This window comes from Micromonospora sp. CNZ280 (assembly GCF_011759515.1).
In genome coordinates this window covers 511,685-531,627 of sequence record NZ_JAAOYP010000001.1, presented here as the reverse complement: position 1 = coordinate 531,627, position 19,943 = coordinate 511,685, and the positions used below count along the sequence as shown (strand labels likewise).

The window sequence follows — 19,943 nt, the reverse complement described above, 5'->3', positions numbered from 1 at the left end:
CGACTCCCACGCCGAGGCCTACGCGGACGCCGGACGCCGGCGCCGGACGGGCAGGTTGCGCCCCGACCGGGTGGTTAGCCGGCCCCTGCCTCGGGCATGTCGGGGGTTGACGCCGACGACGAGGGAGGGGCGATGGCCGCCGACAATTCCTCCGCCCGCGAGGGGCGGGACCCTGCCGGGCCGGCCGGGCCCGACGGGGGGCCGGAGAGCCCGGCCCAGCTGCCGGGCACCGGGTGGAAGGCGGCGCTGCGGCGCACCGTCCGCGAGTTCCAGGACGACAGCCTGACCGACTGGGCGGCGGCGCTGACCTACTACGGCGTGCTCTCCATCTTCCCGGGTCTGCTGGTGCTGATTTCCATCCTCGGCCTGCTCGGGCCGCGGGCCACCCAGGGCGTCAAGGACACCGTCAACGACGCGGTGCCGCAGGAGAACATCCGGGAGATCATCGACACCGCGATCGGCCAGGCGCAACAGAGTGGCGGGCTGGCGAGCCTGGCCGCGATCCTCGGTCTGCTGGCCGCCTTCTGGTCCGCGTCCGGCTACATCGCGGCGTTCATGCGCGCCTCGAACACCATCTACGACGTGCCCGAGGGTCGGCCGATCTGGAAGACCCTGCCGATCCGGATCGGGGTCACCGCGGTGATCGGGGTGATGCTGCTGGCCTCCGCGGTGATCGTGGTCTTCACCGGCGGCCTGGCCGAGCAGGTCGGCGAGGCGATCGGGGTCGGCTCCACCGTGGTGACGGTCTGGAACATCGCCAAGTGGCCGGTGCTGCTGGTCCTGGTGAGCCTGATGTTCGCGATCCTCTACTGGGCCTCGCCGAACGCGCGGCACGGCGGCTTCCGCTGGGTCAGCCCCGGCGGCGTCCTGGCCGTGGTGATCTGGCTGGTCGTCTCCGGCCTGTTCGCGCTCTACGTGAGCAACTTCGGCTCGTACAACAAGACGTACGGGGCGCTGGCCGGCGTGATCATCTTCCTGGTCTGGCTCTGGCTCAGCAACATCGCGATCCTGCTCGGCGCCGAGTTCGACGCCGAACTGGAGCGCAGCCGCGCCTTCTCGGCCGGGCACGCGGCCGACGAGGAGCCGTACGTCGAGCTGCGCGACGACCGCAAGCTCCGCAAGAAGCGCAACGCCCGCCGCCGCTAACCCCCTACCCCTCCCGGCGATCTTGCACTTTCAGCCCGCCCTATGTCCCGAATCGGGGCATTTGCGGGGGCGCAAAGTGCAAGATCGCGCGGGGTGGCGAGCGGGGCTCTTTTCTTGATCCACTATTAGCTTTTGCTCGGACAGACAAAAGTTGGCGTCAGATTGGCCGAAGCTCTGGACATGCGGCACGGAACGCTCCTACTGTGTCGGGCACAACACTTCGGCGTCACGCCGACGTGGACGAGCCCCTGAAGAGGTGAGCCCGGTGCGGACCGTGGACCCGTTGCACGTACGGCTGTTGCGGTTGCTCCGCGACGAGGGAGCGGTGTCCCGCGCCGAGCTGGCCGACCGGTTGCAGATGCCCCGCCCCCGCCTGCTCGCCGAGCTGGAACGGCTGGTGGGCCTCGGCTACGTCGCCGAGGCCGGGCTGGCCGCCTCCCGCGGCGGTCGCCGCTCCACCCTGGTCGAGCTCAGCCCGCACCTGCGGTTCGCCGCGGTCGACCTGGGCGCCAGCTCGATCGACGTCGAGGTGGTCAACGGCCGGCTGGAGCCGGTGGCCGCGTACGCCGAACCGGCCGACATCCGCTCCGGCCCGAAGCTGATCCTCCAGCGGGTCAACGAGCTGCTGCACAAGGCCAAGGTGGACGGCGCCTACGAGCGCCTCGACGCGGTCGGCATCGGCGTGCCCGGCCCGGTCAGCTTCCGCGACGGCGTCCCGGTCTCTCCGCCGATCATGCCCGGGTGGGACCGCTTCCCGGTGCGCGAGCTGCTCACCCGGGAGCACGGCTGCCCGGCCGTGGTCGACAACGACGTCAACATCATGGCGATCGGGGAGCGGCACGGCGGGGTGGCGCACTCGGTGGACGACTTCCTCTTCGTCAAGATCGGCACCGGTATCGGCTGCGGCATCTACCTCAGCGGCGAGGTCTACCGGGGCACCGACGGCTGCGCCGGGGACATCGGCCACATCCAGGTCGACTCGCACGGTCCGATGTGCTCCTGCGGCAACGTCGGCTGCCTGGAGGCGCTGTTCAGCGGCGCCGCGCTGGCCAAGGACGCGACCGCCGCCGCGCGCAGCGGCGCCTCCCCGGCGCTGGTCGAGCGGCTCGCCGCCCGGGGCGAGGTGACCGCGCTGGACGTCGCCGAGGGCGCCGTCGAGGGCGACGTCACCTGCATCCAACTGATCCGCGACGGGGGGCGGCGGGTCGGCGGCGTACTGGCCGGGCTGGTGAGCTTCACCAACCCGTCGATGATCGTGATCGGCGGCGGCCTCGCCCAGCTCGGTCACATCCTGCTCGCCGAGATCCGCAGCGTGGTCTACCGCCGGTCGCTGCCGCTGGCCACCGGCAACCTCCCGGTCGTCCTGTCCGAGCTGGGGCCGCGCGCCGGGGTGGCCGGCGCCGCCGTCCTCGCCAGCGACGTGGCCTTCGGGGAGGCGTCATGACCGAGCAACCCGAGGAGGCCGTCGTGACAGATGCTCCGCTGGTCGAGGCGCCCGCCGACGCCGTCGCGGGCGAGGTGGTGCTGCGCCTCACCGACGTGGTCAAGACCTTCCCGGGCGTACGGGCCCTGGACGGGGTGCAGTTGGAGGTGCGCGCCGGCGAGGTGCACTGCCTGCTGGGGCAGAACGGCGCCGGCAAGTCCACCCTGATCAAGGTGCTCGCCGGGGTGCACCGGCCCGACTCCGGGCAGGTCGAGTGGCGCGGCGAGCCGGTCAGCTTCGCCAACCCGCAGGCCGCCATGCGCGCCGGCATCGCCACCATCTACCAGGAACTCGACCTGGTCGAGGACCTCTCGGTGGCGGAGAACACCTTCCTCGGCCACGAGCCGCGCCGGTTCGGCTTCGTCCGGCGCGGGCACATGGCCCGGCGTACCCGGCAGATCCTCGGCCGGCTCGGCCACGCGGAGATCGCGCCCGGGCGGATGGTCCGCGCCCTGCCGGCGGCCGGCAAGCAGGTGGTCAGCATGGCCCGCGCGCTCTCCCACGAGGCGCGACTGATCATCATGGACGAGCCGAGCGCGGTGCTGGCACACGACGAGGTCGGCAACCTGTTCCGGATCATCCGCGAGCTGACCGCCCAGGGGATCGCCGTCATCTACATCTCGCACCGGCTGGAGGAGATCCGCGAGATCGGCGACCGGGTCACCGTACTCAAGGACGGCCGGACCACCGCGGCGAACCTGCCGGCCCGCGAAACCCCGACCCGCGACCTGGTCAGCCGGATGACCGGCCGCACCATCGAGTACGTCTTCCCGGACCGCCCCACCGCAGGCGCCGGCGGCGACGAGCTGCTGCGGGTCGACGGGCTGACCCGGTCGGGGGAGTTCGCCGACGTCTCGCTCAGCGTCCGGGCCGGGGAGATCGTGGGCATCGCCGGGCTGGTCGGCTCGGGCCGCTCCGAGCTGCTGGAGACCATCTACGGCGCCCGCCGGGCCGAGGCCGGCACGGTCACCATGGCCGGCCGGACGCTGCGTCCGGGCAGCGTCGGCGCGGCGGTACGGGCCGGCATGGGGATGGCCCCGGAGGAGCGCAAGAGCCAGGCCCTGCTGCTCGGCGAGCCGATCTACCGCAACGTCACGCTGGCCACCTTCGGCCGGTACGCGCGGCTCGGCTTCACCGACGTCGGCCGGGAGCGGGCCGAGGCGGACCGGATCGCCGAGAGCCTGGAGCTGCGCCCCCGTGACGTCCGCCGGCCGGTGCGCACCCTCTCCGGCGGCAACCAGCAGAAGGTGGTGGTCGGGCGGTGGCTGCTCGGCGACACCCGGCTGCTGCTGCTCGACGAGCCGACCCGGGGCGTGGACGTCGGCGCCCGGTCCGAGCTGTACCAGGTCATCCGGGCCCTGGCGGCCCGCGGCGTCGGGGTGCTGCTGGTCTCCAGCGAGGTGCCCGAGGTGCTCGGTCTGGCCGACCGGGTGCTGGTGATGCGGGAGGGGCGGGTCGTCCGCGAAGCCCCGGCCGGCGAACTGGACGAGAACACCGTGCTCGACCTCGTCATGGCGGGGTCCCTGATGGAAGGCGCACCGGCATGAGCGATGTACCTCCCACACCCACCGCGGAGCGGGCGGCGCAGCTGCCGGCGCAGTCCCCGCCGGTGGACCCGGCGGAGACGGCCGCGGCCGTCGGGCCGGCGGCGGTCGCCGGTCGGCTCTCCTGGTGGCGGGGCGACGGCGGCGAGGGCGCCCGCCGCAACCTCGCGTTGATCGGGGTGCTGCTGGTGCTGATCGTGATCGGCGCGGTCACCCGCTCGGACCTCTACTCCAACCCGGACTGGGTCTGGGACAACGTGCTGAGCATCCTCAAGCTGGCCTCGGTGGTCGGCGTGGTCACGGTCGGGATGACCTTCGTGATCATCGGGGGTGGCATCGACCTCTCGGTCGGCGCGATCGTCGCGCTCGCCGGGGTCTGGTGCACCACGGTGGCCACCCAGAGCTACGGCGCCGGCGGCATGATCTTCAGCGCACTCACCGTCGGGCTCGCCGTCGGCCTGGTCAACGGGTTGCTCATCTCGTACGGCCGGCTGGTGCCGTTCATCGCCACGCTGGCCATGCTGGTGGCCGCCCGCGGCCTGGCCGCGGAGATCTCCGACAAGCAGACCCAGGTGTCGAACAACTCCGTGATCAACGGACTGGCCAGCAACGACCTGCTCGGCATCCCGCTGCTGGTCTACATCCTCGCCGCGGTGGTGGCGGCCGGCTGGGTGCTGCTCAACCGCACCACCTTCGGCCGGCGAACGGTGGCCGTCGGCGGCAACCCGGAGGCGGCCCGGCTGGCCGGCATCAACGTCAAGCGGCACACCCTGCTGCTCTACGCGCTCTCCGGGCTGTGCTGCGGCATCGCCGCCATCATGCTCACCGCCCAGGCCAACTCGGCCCAGGCGGCGATGGCGAACCTCTACGAGCTGGACGCGATCGCCGCCGCGATCATCGGCGGCACGCTGCTCAGCGGCGGGCGGGGGACCATCATCGGCTCCCTGCTCGGGGTGGTCATCTTCGCCACCATCACCAACCTCTTCGCCATCAACGGCCTTTCCACCGAGGCCCAGAACATGGTCAAGGGCGGCATCATCGTCGCGGCCGTCCTGGTCCAGCAGGTCAAGTTCCGCAGCCTCACCCAGTTCCTGGGCCGCAACCGGCTCACCACCACCTGACCCGATCCCGACCACGCACCACCCGGGCCACCGGAGCACGCGACGGTGGCCGGGCCCCGCACACCCTTTTCCGAGCACCGCGAACCCCTTCTCTCCACCACCGCGAAACAGGAGGTCGTCATGACCCAGCACAGTCGCGACCTGTCGCGCCGCAGACTGCTCTTCGGCGGGGCCGCCGTGGGCGCCGGTGTGCTCCTCGCCGGGTGCACCAGCAACGAGCAGGAGCCGACCGAGGCGCAGACCAAGGCGGCCGGCGCGCCCGGCGGCAACAGCGAGCCCGGCAAGCGGGTGACGGTCGGCTTCTCCGCGCCGGCCGCGGACCACGGCTGGATCGCCGCCATCACCAACAACGCCAAGGCGCAGGCCGGGACGTACTCCGACGTGGAGTTCAAGACGGTCGAGGCCGGCGCCGACGCGGCGGCCCAGCGGGCGGCGCTGTCCACCCTGATCTCGCAGAAGCCGGACGTGATCGTACTGCTGCCGCACGACGGCAAGGAGCTCAACGCCTTCGGCCTGGAGGCGATGAACGCCGGCATCCCGGTGGTCAACCTGGACCGGGCGTTCCCGGACGCGCGGGCCTACCGGCTGCAGATCAAGGGCGACAACTACGGCATGGGGGTGGCCGCCGCCACCTACATGATCGCGCAGTTCAAGGCGAAGGGCCTGACCAACCCGGTGATCGGTGAGATCGCCGGCATCGACTCGCTGGAGCTGACCCAGGAGCGGTCGAAGGGCTTCGCCGACACGCTCACCGCGGCCGGCTTCCGGGTCGCCAACCGCCGGGCGGCGGAGTTCACCGCCGACTCGGGCCAGCGGGAGGCGGCGCAGCTGCTCCAGGCGCTGCCGAAGATGGACGCGCTCTGGAACCACGACGACGACCAGGGCATCGGCGTGCTGGCCGCGATCAACCAGGCCAACCGCAAGGAGTTCTTCATGGTCGGTGGCGCCGGCTCGAAGAAGGCGATGGAGGACATCCAGGCGGACAACACCCCGCTCAAGGCGACGGTCACCTACAGCCCGTCGATGGCCTCGTCGGCCATCTCGCTGGCCCGGCTGATCGCCCAGGGCCGGGGCATGTCCGACCTGGTGGAACTCCAGGTGCCCAAGGAAATCATCCTCGCCTCCGAGACGATCACCAAGGAGAACGCGAGCAACTACCTCAAGCTCGGGTTCTGACACACGGGGGGAGACCCACCTTGTCCACGACGAACAAGCAACTGCGGGTCGGCATGGTCGGCTACGCGTTCATGGGCGCCGCGCACTCGCAGGCGTGGCGCACCGTGAACCGGGTGTACGACCTGCCGGCGCGGGCCCGGATGGCGTTGATCTGCGGCCGGGACGCCGGGAAGGTGGCCGACGCCGCCGACCGGCTCGGCTGGGAGGCGTACACCACGGACTGGCGTGACCTGGTCAGCCGGGACGACATCGACGTGGTGGACGTCTGCACGCCCGGCGACAGCCATGCCGAGATCGCACTCGCCGCGCTGGCCGCCGGCAAGCACGTGCTGTGCGAGAAGCCGCTGGCCAACACGGTCTCCGAGGCCCGGGCGATGGCCGCCGCGGCGGCCACCGCCCAGGCCGCCGGCGTGCGGTCGATGTGCGGATTCAACTACCGCCGGGTGCCCGCGGTCACGATGATGCGGCAGCTGGTCGCCGACGGACGGCTCGGAGTCATCCGGCACGTCCGGGCGACGTACCTGCAGGACTGGATCGTGGACCCGCAGTTCCCGCTGGTCTGGCGGCTGCAGAAGGACAGGGCGGGCTCCGGTGCGCTCGGCGACATCGGCGCGCACATCATCGACCTGACCCAGTTCGTCACCGGACGGCGGATCACCGGGGTCAGCGCGGTGACCGAGACGTTCGTCAAGGAACGGCCGCTGCCCGCCGGGTCGAGCGGGCTGGCGGCCACCGTGGACGGTGCGGGCCCGGTCGACGGGCATGGTTCCGCCGACGGGCACGCCCCGGCCACCGGCCCGGTCACCGTCGACGACGCCGCGGTCTTCGTGGCCCGGCTCGACGGCGGCGCGCTGGCCACGTACGAGGCGAGCCGGTTCGCCACCGGTCGCAAGAACGCCCTCCGGGTGGAGATCAACGGCTCCCTCGGGACCGTGGTCTTCGACCTGGAACGCCTCAACGAGCTGGAGTTCTACGACGCCACCCGACCCAGCGCCGAGCAGGGCTTCAGCCGCATCCTGGTGACCGAGGGCGAGCACCCGTACATGTCGGCCTGGTGGCCGCCCGGCCACATCATCGGCTACGAGCACTCGTTCACCCACCAGATGCGGGACTTCATCGAGGCGATCGCCACCGGCGCCGACCCGGCCCCCTCCTTCGCCGACGCGTTGCAGGTCCAGTTGGTGCTGGACGCGGTGACCCGGTCGGCGGAGCTCGGTTCCTCGTGGACCGACGTGGAGCCGGCGCTGGCCCCGGTGGCCGCCTGAGCCACCTCCGGGACCGACCGGCGAGGGCCCGGCCGCGGTTTGCGCCCCGCGGCGGGGACGAGGCCGGTTCCGGAGGACGTGCAGCCGGGCCGTACGGCCCGGTGGCGCACGAGCAGGACGGTCGTCCGGTGCGGCCGGACCGGGATTCCCCGGCCGCACCGGAGGGCCGCCACCAACCCGGCGATCCGGAGGACCAGATGGCACTCCCAACCGCTCGCGTCCACTTCGTCGCCCGCTCCCACCCCCGCGGGTGCTCCGCACCCCGGGCATCGACCGTACCGGCGGACGGCGCCGGCTGAGACGTCCGGCCGGGGCGCGCCGACGCCCCGACCGGCCGGATGCGGGGGAGGCAGGGTCGAGACGCCGACCGACCCTGCCTACCAGCCCCGTCCGTCCGGCCCGCACCGGGAACCGGTCCGGCGCCGTCGCCGCCGACTTCGACGCCGGCCGGTCAGCTCCACCCGAGGTGGACGGCCGGACGGGGCCATCCGCTCCGCCGGAAGATCTTCCCCAACGCAAAGAAATATGTATATAATTCTATTTACGGCCGGTTCCTCCTGATCTGGGAAGGAGCACCATGCGTACGGGTGTCTGGCTGGTGGGGGCGCGCGGCTCGGTCGCGACCACCAGCATCGTGGGAGCGCTCGCTCTGCGGGCGGGGCTGGCCGGCCCCACCGGCTGCGTCACCGAGCTGGCCGAACTGCGCGGGCCAGCTCTGCCGTCCTTCGCCGACCTGGTCTTCGGCGGCCACGACGTGGTCGCCACCCCACTGGTCAAGCGGGCCGAGGCGCTCGCCGACGCCGGCGTGGTGCCCGGGCGGCTGGTCGCCGCGCTGGCCGACGAACTGGCAGCGGTCGAGCGGGAACTGCGCCCCGCGCCGGCCGGGGGCAGCCAGGCCGACCGGGCCGCCGCCACCGTCCGCGACCTCGACGACTTCCGCCGCCGCAACGAGCTGGAGCGGATGGTGGTGGTCAACGTCTCGGCCACCGAACCGGTCGCCCGGCCGCATCCGGCGCACGCCGACCCGGCCGCGCTGCGGGCCGCGCTCGCCGGCGCCGAGGAGGTGCTGCCGGCCAGCTCGCTCTACGCGTACGCGGCGGTCACCGCCGGCTGCCCGTACGTCGACTTCACCCCGTCCACCGGGCTGCGGCTGCCGGCGCTGCGGGCGCTGGCCGACGAGCGCGGCCTGCCGTACGCCGGGCACGACGGCAAGACCGGGGAGACCCTGGTCAAGTCGGTGCTCGCCCCGATGTTCGCGATGCGGCACCTGGCGGTGCGCTCCTGGTCCGGGGTGAACCTGCTCGGCGGCGGCGACGGCGCCACGTTGGCCGACCCGGCCGCCAACGCGGCCAAGGTGGAGAGCAAGCAGCGGGTGCTCGGCGAAACCCTCGGCTACCAGCCGCAGGGCGGCACCCGGATCGACTACGTCGAGAACCTCGGCGACTTCAAGACCGCGTGGGACCTGGTCACCTTCGCCGGGTTCCTGGGCACCGGGATGCGGCTGGAGTTCACCTGGCACGGCTGCGACTCCGCGCTGGCCGCGCCGCTGGTGCTCGACCTGGCCCGGCTCACCGCCGCCGCGCACGCCGCCGGGCACCGCGGGCCCCTGGCCGACCTCGCCTTCTTCTTCAAGGACCCGCTCGCCGCGCCCACCCACGCGCTGGCCGAGCAGTGGACCCGGCTGTGCGAGTTCACCCGCCGGCTGCACTCCGGAGGCAGCGATGCCCAGCCCGGCTGACCTGGCCGAGCTGGTCCGCGCGCCGGCCGCGCTCTCGGTCCCCGGGGACGTGTTCGCCGGCGCCGCGGCGGCCGGCACGCTGGGCCCGCGTACGCCCGCCCTGGCCGGCGCCTCGGTGCTGCTCTACTGGGCCGGCATGGCCGCCAACGACTGGGCCGACCGGGGGCTGGACGCCGTCGAGCGGCCGGAGCGGCCGATCCCCAGCGGCCGGGTCAGCCCGCCCGCCGCGTTCGGCCTGGCCGCCGGGCTCACCGCCGCCGGGCTCGCGCTGGCCACCGCCGCCGGCGGCCGGCGGGCCGCCGCGGTCGCCCTGCCGCTCGCGGCCACCGTGTGGGGGTACGACCTGGCGGCCAAGAACACCGCCGCCGGGCCGGCCGTGATGGCCGCCTGCCGGGGGCTGGACGTGCTGCTCGGCGCGTCCGGTGGCCGGCTGCGCCGGGCGGTGCCGGCGGCGGTCACCGTGGCCGCGCACACCTGGACGGTCACCGCGCTGTCCCGCCGCGAGGTCAGCGGCGCCGAGGCCGGCCTGCCGCTGCGCACCCTGGCCGGCACCGCCCTGGTCGCGGCCGCCGCCGCGACGCCCCCGGCCGCCGCCCGCACCCGGTCCGCCGGCGACCCGACGCGGGCCCCGGTCCGGCTGGCCCGGGTCGCGGCGGCCCTGCCGGCCGTGCTCGCCGGCTGGTACGCCGCCCGGTACGGCGGGGCGCAGGCGCGGGTGGTGGCCGAGCCCTCGGCCGGCCGGGTACGCGCCGCGGTGGGCGCCGGGATCACCGGATTGCCCGCGTTGCAGGGCGCGCTCACCGCGCGCTCCGGCGCCGGCCTGCTCGGGCTGGCGGTGGCGGCGGCGGCGCCGCTGGGCCGCCGGCTGGCCCGGAAGGTGTCCCCGACATGACCGCCCACCCCGCTCCGGCGCCGCGCCCCACCGACCTGCGGTTCGGCTACGGCACCAACGGGTTCGCCAACCACCGGCTGGACGACGCGCTCGCGGTGATCGCCGACCTCGGCTACACCGGCGTCGCGCTCACCCTGGACCACGACCACCTCGACCCGTTCGCACCGGCGCTGGTCCGGCGGGTGGCCGCCGTCCGCCGCCGGCTGGCCGACCTCGGCCTCGCCGTGGTGATCGAGACCGGGGCGCGGTACCTGCTCGACCCCTGGCACAAGCACGCGCCGACGCTGCTGCACGACGACCCGACCCGGCGGGTGGAGTTCCTCCGCCGCGCCGTCCGGATCGGCGCCGACCTGGGCGCCGAGGCGGTCTCGTTCTGGGCCGGCGTACGCCCCGAGGCGGTCGCCCCGGCCGCCGCCTGGGACCGGCTGGTCGCCGGCTGCGCGGCGGTGGTGGACGCCGCCGACGTGGCCGGGGTGCCGCTCGGCTTCGAGCCCGAGCCGGGCATGCTGGTCGAGGACGTCGCCGGTTGGCGCCGGCTGCGCGCCGCGCTCGGTGACCCGGGCGTCTTCGGCATCACCCTCGACATCGGGCACTGTCGCTGCCTGGAGCCTCAGCCGGTGCCGGCGTGTGTGCTCGACGTGGCCGAGCACCTGGTCAACGTCCAGATCGACGACATGCGCCGGGGGGTGCACGAGCACCTGGAGTTCGGCACCGGCGAGATCGACTTCCCGCCGGTGCTGCGCGCCCTGGCCGAGGCCGGCTACCGCGGCCTGGTCGCCGTCGAACTGCCCCGGCACTCGCACGCCGCGCCGGCCGTCGCCGCCCGCTCGATCGACTTCCTGCGCGCCGCCGCCGCCCACGCCGAGGCGTCCGCCCACGTCGAGGCGTCGGCCCACGTCGAGGCGCCCGGGCCTGCCGGGGCGCCGGCCCGGCCGGCTCGCGCCGCGGCCCCCCGCTCCGCGCCCACCGACACCCCGGACCGGAAGGCCGCGGTGCGTATGTAGGTGCGAGCGAGGGGCCGAGGGTGCCCACCGGCCGGTGCCGGTGGCGGGCGGCCGGGCCGCCCCGGGGCACCACTAGACCGCGCCGGCTCCCGGTCGGGAGGCGGCGCCGAGGGGAGGCACGATGAAAGCCGATCAGCTGCGGGCCGCGCTGCGGGAGGTGTCCGATCCCGACTGGCTGGCCGAGGCCGTGCGCCGGGTGGCCGCCGAACCGGACAGCATCGCCCGCTGGTTCCCGGCCGCCGGCCGGCGCTGCGGGCGCCACGAGCTGGCCGGCGTGCCCGGCTGGACGGCCGACGAGGCGGCCCGGGCGCTGCTGCTGGCCAGCCTGCCCACCCGGCACGCCGAGCGCGCCGACGCCCTCTACCGGCACGGCGACGCCGCCGAGAAGCGGGCCGTGCTGAAGGCGCTGCCGCTGCTGCCGATCGGCTCGGCCGGGGTGCCGCTGCTGCACGACGCGATCCGCACCAACGACACCCGACTGGTCGCCGCCGCCCTCGGCCCGTACGCCCGGCACCTGGACCCGGCGGCCTGGCGGCAGGCGGTGCTCAAGTGCGTCTTCACCGGGGTGCCGTTGGCCGCGGTGGCCGACCTCGACACGCGTGCCGACGCCGAGCTGGCCGCGATGCTGGGCGCGCTGGCGGCCGAACGGCACGCCGCCGGCCGGCGCATGCCGGCCGACGCCACCGACCTGCTCGACCGGCTCACCGCCGGCTCCGGCCGGCCCACCGCCAGGGAGGCGTGATGCGCATCTTCGACCCGCACATCCACATGACCTCGCGTACCACCGACGACTACGAACGGATGGCCGCCGCCGGGGTACGCGCGGTGGTGGAGCCGGCGTTCTGGCTGGGCCAGCCCCGCACCAGCGCCGACTCGTTCGCCGACTACTTCGACTCGCTGATCGGCTGGGAGCCGTTCCGGGCCGGCCAGTTCGGCGTCCGGCACCACGCCACCATCGCGCTCAACCCGAAGGAGGCCAACGACCCGCGCTGCCGTCCGGTGCTCGACCTGCTGCCCCGCTACCTGGAGAAGGACGGCGTGGTGGCGGTCGGCGAGATCGGCTATGACTCGATGACCCCGGAGGAGGACGCGGCGTTCGCCGCCCAGCTCGCCCTCGCCGTCGCGCACGACCTGCCGGCGCTGGTGCACACCCCGCACCGGGACAAGGCCCGGGGCGTGGAGCGCAGCCTCGCGGTGGTCCGCGAGAGCGGCATCGAGCCGGGCCGGGTGGTGCTCGACCACCTCAACGAGGTGACCGTGAAGCTGGCCCGGGACACCGGCTGCTGGCTCGGCTTCTCCATCTACCCGGACACCAAGATGTCGCCGCCCCGGATGGTGGAGCTGCTGCGGGCGTACGGGACGGAGCGGATGCTGGTCAACTCGGCGGCCGACTGGGGGCGCTCGGACCCGCTGCTCACCCGGGCCACCGGCGAGGCGATGCTGCTCGCCGGGTTCACCGCCGACGACGTCGACCAGGTGCTGTGGCGCAACCCGGTCGAGTTCTACGGCCAGTCCGGCCGGCTCGACCTGACCGACCTCGACCTGGCCGACGTCGACCCGCCCGCCGGCACCTACGCTGGCAACTCGATCCTGCGCGGGGGGAGCTGATGCGGCTGCGGCACGCCGGCGGCGGCACCGTCCACCTCGGCTACTGCACGAACGTGCACCCCGCCGAGGACCTCGCCGGCGTCCTCGCCCAACTGGACGACTACGCCCTGCCGGTGCGCCGCCATCTCGACGTCGACCTGCTCGGCCTCGGGCTGTGGCTGGCCGCCCCGGTCGCCGCCGAGCTGGCCGCCGACCCGGTGGCCCGCCGCCGGCTGCGCGCCGAACTGGCCGCGCGGGGGCTGGAGGTGGTCACCCTCAACGGCTTCCCGTACGCGGCGTTCCAGGCCCCGGTGGTCAAGGGCGAGGTCTACCACCCGGACTGGACCACCGAACGGCGGCTGCGCTACACCCTCGACCTGGCCCGGGTGCTGGCCGACCTGCTGCCCGAGGACGCGGCCCGGGGATCGGTCTCCACCCTCCCGCTGGCCTGGCGGCACCCCTGGGACGCCGGCCGGGCCGACGCTGCCCGCCACCGGCTGGACCAGCTCGCGGCCGGGCTCGCCGCCGTCGAGCGGGACACCGGCCGGCCGATCCGGGTCGGCTTCGAGCCGGAACCCGGCTGCCTGGTGGAGAGCAGCGGGCAGGCGGCCGGGGTACTGTCCGGTATGGACACCGAGCGGCTGGGCGTCTGCCTCGACCTGGCGCACCTCGCCTGCGCCTGGGAGGAGCCGGCCGAAGCGCTGGCCCGGCTGCGGGCCGCCGGGCTGCCGGTGGTGAAGGTGCAGGTCTCCGCGGCGATCGAGGCGCCGGCCGGGGCGACGGAGGCGCTGCGCCGCTGGGTGGAGCCGCGCTTCCTGCACCAGACCCGCGCCGCCGGCTGCGCGGGCGCGGCGGACCCGGCCGACCCGGCGTACGCGGCGGACGACCTGGACGCCGCGCTGGCCGCCCGGCTGCCCGGGCCCTGGCGGGTGCACTACCACGTGCCGCTGCACGCCCCGCCCGAGGAGCCGCTGGGCGCCACCCTCCCGGTGCTGCGCGCCGCGCTGGCCGCGCTCTACACCGGCCCGGAGGCCGGCTGCGACCACCTGGACGTCGAGACGTACACCTGGGGGGTGCTGCCGGCGGCGCGCCGGCCGCGCACCGACGCGGAGCTGGCCGCCGGGATCGCCGCGGAGCTGGCCTTCGCCCGCGACGAGCTGGCCGCCCTCGGCCTCACGCCGCTCACCGGCATGAGCGAGCCTTGGCGAGCGAATCATCGACACAGCGCCGGGGTGCCTCATGGCGGCGCCGAGCGGAGCGAGGTGACGGCATGAGCAAACGGCTGGTGGTGCTGGACGTGGTCGGGCTGACCCCGCGGCTGCTGGCGCACATGCCCCGGCTGCGCGCGGTCGCCGACGCCGGATTCCGCGCCGAACTGGGCACCGTGCTGCCCGCGGTGACCTGCTCGGTGCAGTCGACCTTCCTGACCGGGGCGCTCCCGGCCGAGCACGGCATCGTCGGCAACGGCTGGTACTTCCGGGAGCTGGGCGAGGTGCTGCTCTGGCGGCAGCACAACGCGCTGGTCGGCGGCGAGAAGCTCTGGCAGGCGGCCCGCCGGGCCGAACCCGGCTACACGGTGGCCAACGTCTGCTGGTGGTACGCGATGGGCGCGGACGTCGACTGGACGGTCACCCCCCGGCCGATCTACTTCGCGGACGGGCGCAAGGAGCCCGACTGCTACACCGACCCGCCCGAGCTGCACGACGCGCTGACCGGCCGGCTCGGCACCTTCCCGCTGTTCACCTACTGGGGCCCGGGCGCCGGCATCCCCTCCTCGACCTGGATCTGCCGGGCGGCCGAGCAGATCCTCACCGACCAGGCACCGGACCTCACCCTGGTCTACGTCCCGCACCTCGACTACGACCTGCAACGCTTCGGCGCCTCCTCGCCCCGGGCGGCCGCCGCCGCGGCCGAACTGGACGGGGTGCTCGGGCCGCTGCTGGACGCCGCCGCGGCCCGGGACGCGACGGTGGTGGTGCTCTCCGAGTACGGCATCACCGACGTGTCCCGCCCTGTCGACGTCAACCGGCTGCTGCGCGCCGAGGGGCTGCTCCGGGTACACACCCAGGCCGGCATGGAGTACCTCGACCCGTGGACCTCGCGGGCGTTCGCGGTCGCCGACCACCAGATCGCGCACGTCTACCTCCGGGACCCGGCCGACGTGCCGGCGGTGGCGAAGCTCTGCGCCGGGCTGCCCGGGGTGGCCGAGGTGCTCGACGCCGAGGGCAAGGCGGCGCACGGGCTGGACCACCCGCGCGCCGGCGAGCTGGTGCTGGTGGCCGAGCCGGACGCCTGGTTCACGTACTACTACTGGCTCGACGACGCGCGGGCGCCGGACTTCGCCCGGCTGGTGGAGATCCACCGGAAGCCGGGCTACGACCCCGCCGAGCTCTTCTTCGACCCGGCCGCACCCGGTGCGGCGAAGCGGCGCGCCGCGGCCGCGCTGGCCCGCAAGAAGCTCGGGCTGCGCTACCTGATGAGCGTGGTCGGGCTGGACGCCGGCGCCCGGGCGGTGCGCGGCTCGCACGGGCGGCTGCCGGCCGACCCGGCCGACGGGCCGGTGCTGCTCTGCTCCGACCCGGCCGCGGCCCGGGACCGGATCGCCGCCACCGAGGTCAAGGCGCTGCTGCTGGAGCTGGCCGGGCTGTCGCCCGGCCCGGCCGGCGAGCGCACACCGGCCGGTCGGCGCCCGCCGGCCGGCGAGCCGAGGGGAGAGGCGCCGTGACGGTGACCGTGGCACCGACCGACGCCAGCGGGCTGCGCGCCCGGTTCGACGCCGAGTTGGCCGCGTTCCTCGACCGGCAGGGCCCCGAGTGGCCGGACGGCGCGCCCCGGGGCGTGTTCACCGCGCTGCACCGCTTCGTGCTGGCCGGCGGAAAGCGGCTGCGCCCGCTCTTCTGCTACTGGGGCTGGCGCGGTGCCGGGGGCGCGGACGGCACGCCGATCGTGGTCGCCGCCGCCGCGTTGGAGCTGTTCCACGCCTTCGCGCTGATCCACGACGACATCCTCGACGGCAGCGACCGGCGCCGGGGCGAGCCGTCGGTGCACCGGCTCTTCGCCGACCTGCACGCCCGGTCGGCCTGGCGCGGCGACCCGGAGGCGTACGGGCGCAACACCGCGCTGCTCTGCGGGGACCTCTGCGCCGCCTGGTCGGACCAGATGTTCCACGAGTGCGGCCTGAGCACCGAGCAGATCCACCGGGGGTACGCCGTCTTCGCGCTGATGCGCACCGAGGTGATCGCCGGCGAGTACCTCGACCTGGTCTCCGGGGTGGGTGACGGCTCGGTGGCCAGCGCGCTGACCGTGATCCGGATGAAGGCGGCCCGCTACACGGTCACCCGGCCGTTGCAGATCGGCGCGGCGCTGGCCGGCGGCGGGCCGGAACTGCTCGCCGCGCTGGCCGAGTTCGGCGACCCGCTCGGCGACGCGTTCCAGCTCCGCGACGACGTGCTCGGGGTCTTCGGCGACCCGGCGGTGACCGGCAAGTCGGTCCTGGACGACCTGCGCGAAGGCAAGCCGACGGTGATGATGGCGCTGGCCCGCAGCGCCGCCGACCGGGCCCAGACGGCCCGGCTGCGGGACCTGTTCGGCAACCCGGCGCTGGACGCCGACGGCGCGGCCGAGCTGCGCGGGATCATCGAGAGCACCGGCGCCCGCGAGCGGATCGAGCAGATGATCCGGGTCCGCACCGACGCCGCGCTGGCCGCGCTGGCGCACGCGCCGCTGGCCGACGAGAGCCGGGCGGCGCTGATCCGCCTGGCCGGCCAGGCGGTCGACCGCCGGCTCTGACTCGCGAGCCGCACCGACCCGCGGGGTACGTACGCGCCGACTTTCGCCCAGATCGACAAAAGTCCATTCTGGATCCACAGAAGGTATGGACACATCGACGTGCGCAACTTAATGTCGTGGCCAACACGACACTGTTTCGTCGAGGTGAACCGGCGGCGCGGTAACCCATCGACTGGTGACCTCCGAGACGTGGCCCCACCGACCGGTGGTCACGGCCGGCCGGGACGGCACCCCGGCGGGCCGCCGCATCCCCCCGCTACGGCATCCGGCGCGACGGCGCGCGCCCCGCCCTGGCATTCACTCGTCAGGAAGGGACAGCTCAACGATGTCCACCACGGACGGCTCCACCCACCGACCCCGACGATGGTTCTCCGCCGGCTCGGCACTGCTCCTGGTCGCCGCGGCCGGCACGGCCTCCCTCGGCGCCGGCCCGGCCACACTCGGCGGCCCCGCGCCGGCCCAGGCCCACCCGATCACCGGCACCGACTTCCAGCAGGTCGAACTCGCCCGCGGCGTGGCCGAGATGGGCGAACCGATGTCGCTGGCCGTGCTGCCGGACCGCTCGGTGCTGCACACCGCCCGCAATGGCACGCTGCGCCGCACCGACGCGGGTGGCACCACCACGGTGATCGGCACGATCCCGGTCTACACCCACGACGAGGAGGGCCTGCAGGGCGTCGGGGTCGACCCGAACTTCGCCAGCAACCGGCACATCTTCCTCTACTACGCGCCGCCGCTGTCCACCCCCGCCGGGGATGCGCCGGCCACCGGCAGCGACTTCTCCGCCTGGCAGGGCGTGAACCGGCTGTCCCGGTTCACCCTCAACGCCGACTTCACGCTCAACCAGGCCAGCCGGGTCGACGTGCTGGACGTGCCGGCCGACCGGGGGCTCTGCTGCCACGTCGGCGGGGACATCGACTTCGACGCCGCGGGCAACCTCTACCTGTCCACCGGCGACGACACCAACCCGTTCGACTCCGCCGGGTACGCGCCGATCGACGAGCGCACCAACCGCAACCCCGGCTACGACGCGCAGCGCAGCGCGGCCAACACCAACGACCTGCGCGGGAAGATCCTGCGGATCAAGGTGAACGCGAACGGGACGTACTCGATCCCGGCCGGCAACATGTTCGTCGACTCCGACGCGCGGACCCGGCCGGAGATCTACGCGATGGGCTTCCGCAACCCGTTCCGGATGAGCGTGGACAAGGCCACCGGCATCGTCTACGTCGGCGACTACGGCCCGGACGCCGGCTCCACCAGCGCCACCCGCGGCCCCGCGGGCCAGGTCGAGTTCAACCGGGTCACCGGCCCGGGCAACTACGGCTGGCCGTACTGCACCGGGACGAACACCAGCAGCGAGACGTACAACGAGTGGAACTTCGCCACCAACGCCACCGGGCCGAAGTTCAACTGCGCCGGCGGCCCGACCAACAACTCGTTCCGCAACACCGGGCTGCCCACCCTGCCGGCGGCCAAGCCGTCCTGGATCCGGTACGGCGGTGACGCCGGCACGCCGCCTGAGTTCGGCGGCGGCTCCGAGTCCCCGATGGGCGGGCCGGTCTACCGGTACGATGCCGCGTCGACCTCGACCACCAAGTTCCCGCAGTCCTTCGACGGGCAGTTCTTCGCCACCGAGTTCGGCCGTGGCTGGATCAAGCCGATCCACGTCAACGCCGACAGCTCGCCCGGCACCATCGACAGCTTCCCGTGGACCGGCAAGCAGGTGATGGACTCGGCGTTCGGCCCGGACGGCTCGTACTACGTGCTCGACTACGGCACCGGCTACTTCAACGGCGACGCCAACTCCGCACTCTACCGCTTCGATCACATCGGCGGCGGCAACCGGGCGCCGACGGCGGCGGCGAGCGCCAACCGCACCTCCGGCGCCGCCCCGCTGGCCGTCACCTTCTCCTCGGCCGGCTCGTCCGACCCGGAGGGCGGGGCGCTCACGTACGCCTGGAACTTCGGCGACGGCACCAGCTCGACGGCGGCCAACCCGACGAAGACGTACACCGCCAACGGGACGTACACCGCCACGCTGACCGTGCGCGACCCGCAGGGCGCCACCGGCAGCGCCAGCGTGGTGATCACCGTCGGCAACACCGCACCGACGGTGACCATCAACGACCCCGGCAACGGCCGGCTCTTCTCCTACGGCGACACGGTGCCGTTCAGCATCACCGTCACCGACCCGGAGGACGGCACGATCGACTGCACCAAGGTCAAGATGACCTACGTGCTCGGCCACGACCAGCACGGCCACCAGATCACCTCGCAGAACGGCTGCTCCGGGGCGATCACCATCCCGGTCGACGGCGAGCATGACGAGGCGGCGAACATCTTCGCCATCTTCGACGCCGAGTACACCGACGCCGGCGGGCTGACCACGCACACCCAGCACACCCTCCAGCCCCGGCACCGGCAGGCCGAGCACTTCAAGACCTCGTCGGGGATCAACACCTTCGACAAGGCCACCGCCGAGGGCGGCAAGACCGTCGGTGACATCCACAACGGTGACTGGATCGCGTTCCAGCCGTACCAGCTGGGCAACGTCACCTCGTTCACCGCCCGGGTCTCCTCGGCGGGCGCGGGCGGCACGCTGCAGGTCCGGGCCGGCTCGGCCACCGGCACGGTGCTCGGCTCGGCGACGGTGCCGGTGACCGGCGCCTGGGACGCCTTCACCACGGTGAGCGGGACGGTGGCCGGCGCGCCGGCCGGCACGACCACGCTCTACCTGACCTTCGCCGGCTCGGGCACCGGGGCGCTCTACGACGTGGACGCCTTCACCCTGAACACCGGCACCGCGAGCGGGGGCACCGGGCCGATCCGGGGTCTGGCCGGCAAGTGCCTGGACGTGCGCAGCGCGGGCACCGCCGACGGTACGCAGATCCAGCTCTACACGTGCAACGGCACGGCGGCGCAGACGTGGACGGTGACGCCGAACTCGACGATCCGGGCGTTGGGCAAGTGTCTGGATGTCTCCGGTGGTGGTTCGGCGGACGGTACGAAGATCCAGTTGTGGACGTGCAACGGCACGGGTGCGCAGAACTGGTCGGCGCAGGCGGACGGGACGGTGCGTAACCCGCAGTCGGGCAAGTGTCTCGACGTCTCCGGCAACAACTCCGCCGACGGCACCGCCGTGCACCTGTGGACCTGCACCGCCGCCGCAAACCAGAAGTGGACCCTGCCCTGAGT

At 73.9% G+C, this 19,943-nt stretch carries 15 protein-coding genes; all 15 read left to right on the top strand.

Features of this window, described 5'->3' with window-relative positions; genetic code table 11:
• Positions 1-132 precede the first annotated feature (132 nt).
• The 15 genes from FHX32_RS02450 to FHX32_RS02380 all read left to right on the top strand — a co-directional run bounded on the left by FHX32_RS02450 (position 133) and on the right by FHX32_RS02380 (position 19,941).
• Complete coding sequence (locus FHX32_RS02450) at positions 133-1,146, top strand: YihY/virulence factor BrkB family protein (RefSeq protein ID WP_167179086.1); 1,014 nt, start codon at positions 133-135, stop codon at positions 1,144-1,146.
• 265 nt (positions 1,147-1,411) lie between these two features.
• Positions 1,412-2,590, top strand: a complete 1,179-nt coding sequence (locus FHX32_RS02445) for an ROK family protein (protein WP_167179084.1) — start codon at positions 1,412-1,414, stop codon at positions 2,588-2,590.
• Positions 2,587-4,176: a sugar ABC transporter ATP-binding protein gene (locus FHX32_RS02440; protein WP_167179082.1), complete on the top strand. Its 1,590-nt coding sequence runs from the start codon at positions 2,587-2,589 to the stop codon at positions 4,174-4,176. Before FHX32_RS02445 ends, FHX32_RS02440 begins: the two co-directional genes overlap by 4 nt.
• On the top strand, positions 4,173-5,294 hold the full coding sequence (locus FHX32_RS02435; protein WP_167179080.1) for an ABC transporter permease: 1,122 nt from the start codon (positions 4,173-4,175) through the stop codon (positions 5,292-5,294). The genes FHX32_RS02440 and FHX32_RS02435 overlap by 4 nt, the downstream gene beginning before the upstream one ends.
• Positions 5,295-5,414: 120 nt before the next feature.
• The gene (locus FHX32_RS02430) at positions 5,415-6,470 is read left to right on the top strand and encodes a substrate-binding domain-containing protein (RefSeq protein WP_167179078.1); all 1,056 of its coding nucleotides are present in this window, start codon (positions 5,415-5,417) and stop codon (positions 6,468-6,470) included.
• A gap of 53 nt (positions 6,471-6,523) precedes the next feature.
• Complete coding sequence (locus tag FHX32_RS02425) at positions 6,524-7,735, top strand: Gfo/Idh/MocA family protein (protein WP_486481068.1); 1,212 nt, start codon at positions 6,524-6,526, stop codon at positions 7,733-7,735.
• 577 nt (positions 7,736-8,312) lie between these two features.
• Positions 8,313-9,473, top strand: coding sequence for an inositol-3-phosphate synthase (locus tag FHX32_RS02420; RefSeq protein WP_167179074.1), 1,161 nt, complete (start codon positions 8,313-8,315; stop codon positions 9,471-9,473).
• On the top strand, positions 9,457-10,365 hold the full coding sequence (locus FHX32_RS02415) for an SCO3242 family prenyltransferase (RefSeq protein ID WP_167179072.1): 909 nt from the start codon (positions 9,457-9,459) through the stop codon (positions 10,363-10,365). Before FHX32_RS02420 ends, FHX32_RS02415 begins: the two co-directional genes overlap by 17 nt.
• Positions 10,362-11,369, top strand: a complete 1,008-nt coding sequence (locus FHX32_RS02410; RefSeq protein WP_167179070.1) for a sugar phosphate isomerase/epimerase family protein — start codon at positions 10,362-10,364, stop codon at positions 11,367-11,369. The genes FHX32_RS02415 and FHX32_RS02410 overlap by 4 nt, the downstream gene beginning before the upstream one ends.
• A 121-nt stretch (positions 11,370-11,490) precedes the next feature.
• A complete protein-coding gene (locus FHX32_RS02405; RefSeq protein WP_167179068.1) occupies positions 11,491-12,111 on the top strand; it encodes an EboA domain-containing protein in 621 nt (206 codons plus the stop codon).
• On the top strand, positions 12,111-12,977 hold the full coding sequence (locus tag FHX32_RS02400) for a TatD family hydrolase (RefSeq protein WP_167179066.1): 867 nt from the start codon (positions 12,111-12,113) through the stop codon (positions 12,975-12,977). Before FHX32_RS02405 ends, FHX32_RS02400 begins: the two co-directional genes overlap by 1 nt.
• Positions 12,977-14,230 carry a metabolite traffic protein EboE gene (gene eboE / locus FHX32_RS02395; RefSeq protein WP_167179064.1) on the top strand — a complete coding sequence of 418 codons (1,254 nt, stop codon included), beginning with the start codon at positions 12,977-12,979 and terminating at the stop codon, positions 14,228-14,230. Before FHX32_RS02400 ends, eboE begins: the two co-directional genes overlap by 1 nt.
• Positions 14,227-15,681, top strand: a complete 1,455-nt coding sequence (locus tag FHX32_RS02390) for an alkaline phosphatase family protein (protein WP_486480879.1) — start codon at positions 14,227-14,229, stop codon at positions 15,679-15,681. The genes eboE and FHX32_RS02390 overlap by 4 nt, the downstream gene beginning before the upstream one ends.
• Positions 15,678-16,745, top strand: coding sequence for a polyprenyl synthetase family protein (locus tag FHX32_RS02385; protein WP_167179062.1), 1,068 nt, complete (start codon positions 15,678-15,680; stop codon positions 16,743-16,745). The genes FHX32_RS02390 and FHX32_RS02385 overlap by 4 nt, the downstream gene beginning before the upstream one ends.
• Positions 16,746-17,070: 325 nt before the next feature.
• Positions 17,071-19,941 carry a PQQ-dependent sugar dehydrogenase gene (locus FHX32_RS02380; RefSeq protein ID WP_167179060.1) on the top strand — a complete coding sequence of 957 codons (2,871 nt, stop codon included), beginning with the start codon at positions 17,071-17,073 and terminating at the stop codon, positions 19,939-19,941.
• The last annotated feature ends 2 nt before the right edge of the window (positions 19,942-19,943 follow it).

Excerpts from the sequence above, each read along its gene's own strand:
- FHX32_RS02415 (WP_167179072.1), top strand. The coding sequence starts at position 9,457 with ATGCCCAGCCCGGCTGACCTGGCCGAGCTGGTCCGCGCGCCGGCCGCG.
- FHX32_RS02410 (WP_167179070.1), top strand. The coding sequence starts at position 10,362 with ATGACCGCCCACCCCGCTCCGGCGCCGCGCCCCACCGACCTGCGGTTC.
- FHX32_RS02380 (WP_167179060.1), top strand. The coding sequence starts at position 17,071 with ATGTCCACCACGGACGGCTCCACCCACCGACCCCGACGATGGTTCTCC.
- FHX32_RS02405 (WP_167179068.1), top strand. The coding sequence starts at position 11,491 with ATGAAAGCCGATCAGCTGCGGGCCGCGCTGCGGGAGGTGTCCGATCCC.
- FHX32_RS02425 (WP_486481068.1), top strand. The coding sequence starts at position 6,524 with ATGGTCGGCTACGCGTTCATGGGCGCCGCGCACTCGCAGGCGTGGCGC.
- FHX32_RS02440 (WP_167179082.1), top strand. The coding sequence starts at position 2,587 with ATGACCGAGCAACCCGAGGAGGCCGTCGTGACAGATGCTCCGCTGGTC.
- FHX32_RS02400 (WP_167179066.1), top strand. The coding sequence starts at position 12,111 with ATGCGCATCTTCGACCCGCACATCCACATGACCTCGCGTACCACCGAC.
- FHX32_RS02430 (WP_167179078.1), top strand. The coding sequence starts at position 5,415 with ATGACCCAGCACAGTCGCGACCTGTCGCGCCGCAGACTGCTCTTCGGC.
- FHX32_RS02390 (WP_486480879.1), top strand. The coding sequence starts at position 14,227 with ATGAGCAAACGGCTGGTGGTGCTGGACGTGGTCGGGCTGACCCCGCGG.
- FHX32_RS02435 (WP_167179080.1), top strand. The coding sequence starts at position 4,173 with ATGAGCGATGTACCTCCCACACCCACCGCGGAGCGGGCGGCGCAGCTG.
- FHX32_RS02420 (WP_167179074.1), top strand. The coding sequence starts at position 8,313 with ATGCGTACGGGTGTCTGGCTGGTGGGGGCGCGCGGCTCGGTCGCGACC.
- FHX32_RS02450 (WP_167179086.1), top strand. The coding sequence starts at position 133 with ATGGCCGCCGACAATTCCTCCGCCCGCGAGGGGCGGGACCCTGCCGGG.
- eboE (WP_167179064.1), top strand. The coding sequence starts at position 12,977 with ATGCGGCTGCGGCACGCCGGCGGCGGCACCGTCCACCTCGGCTACTGC.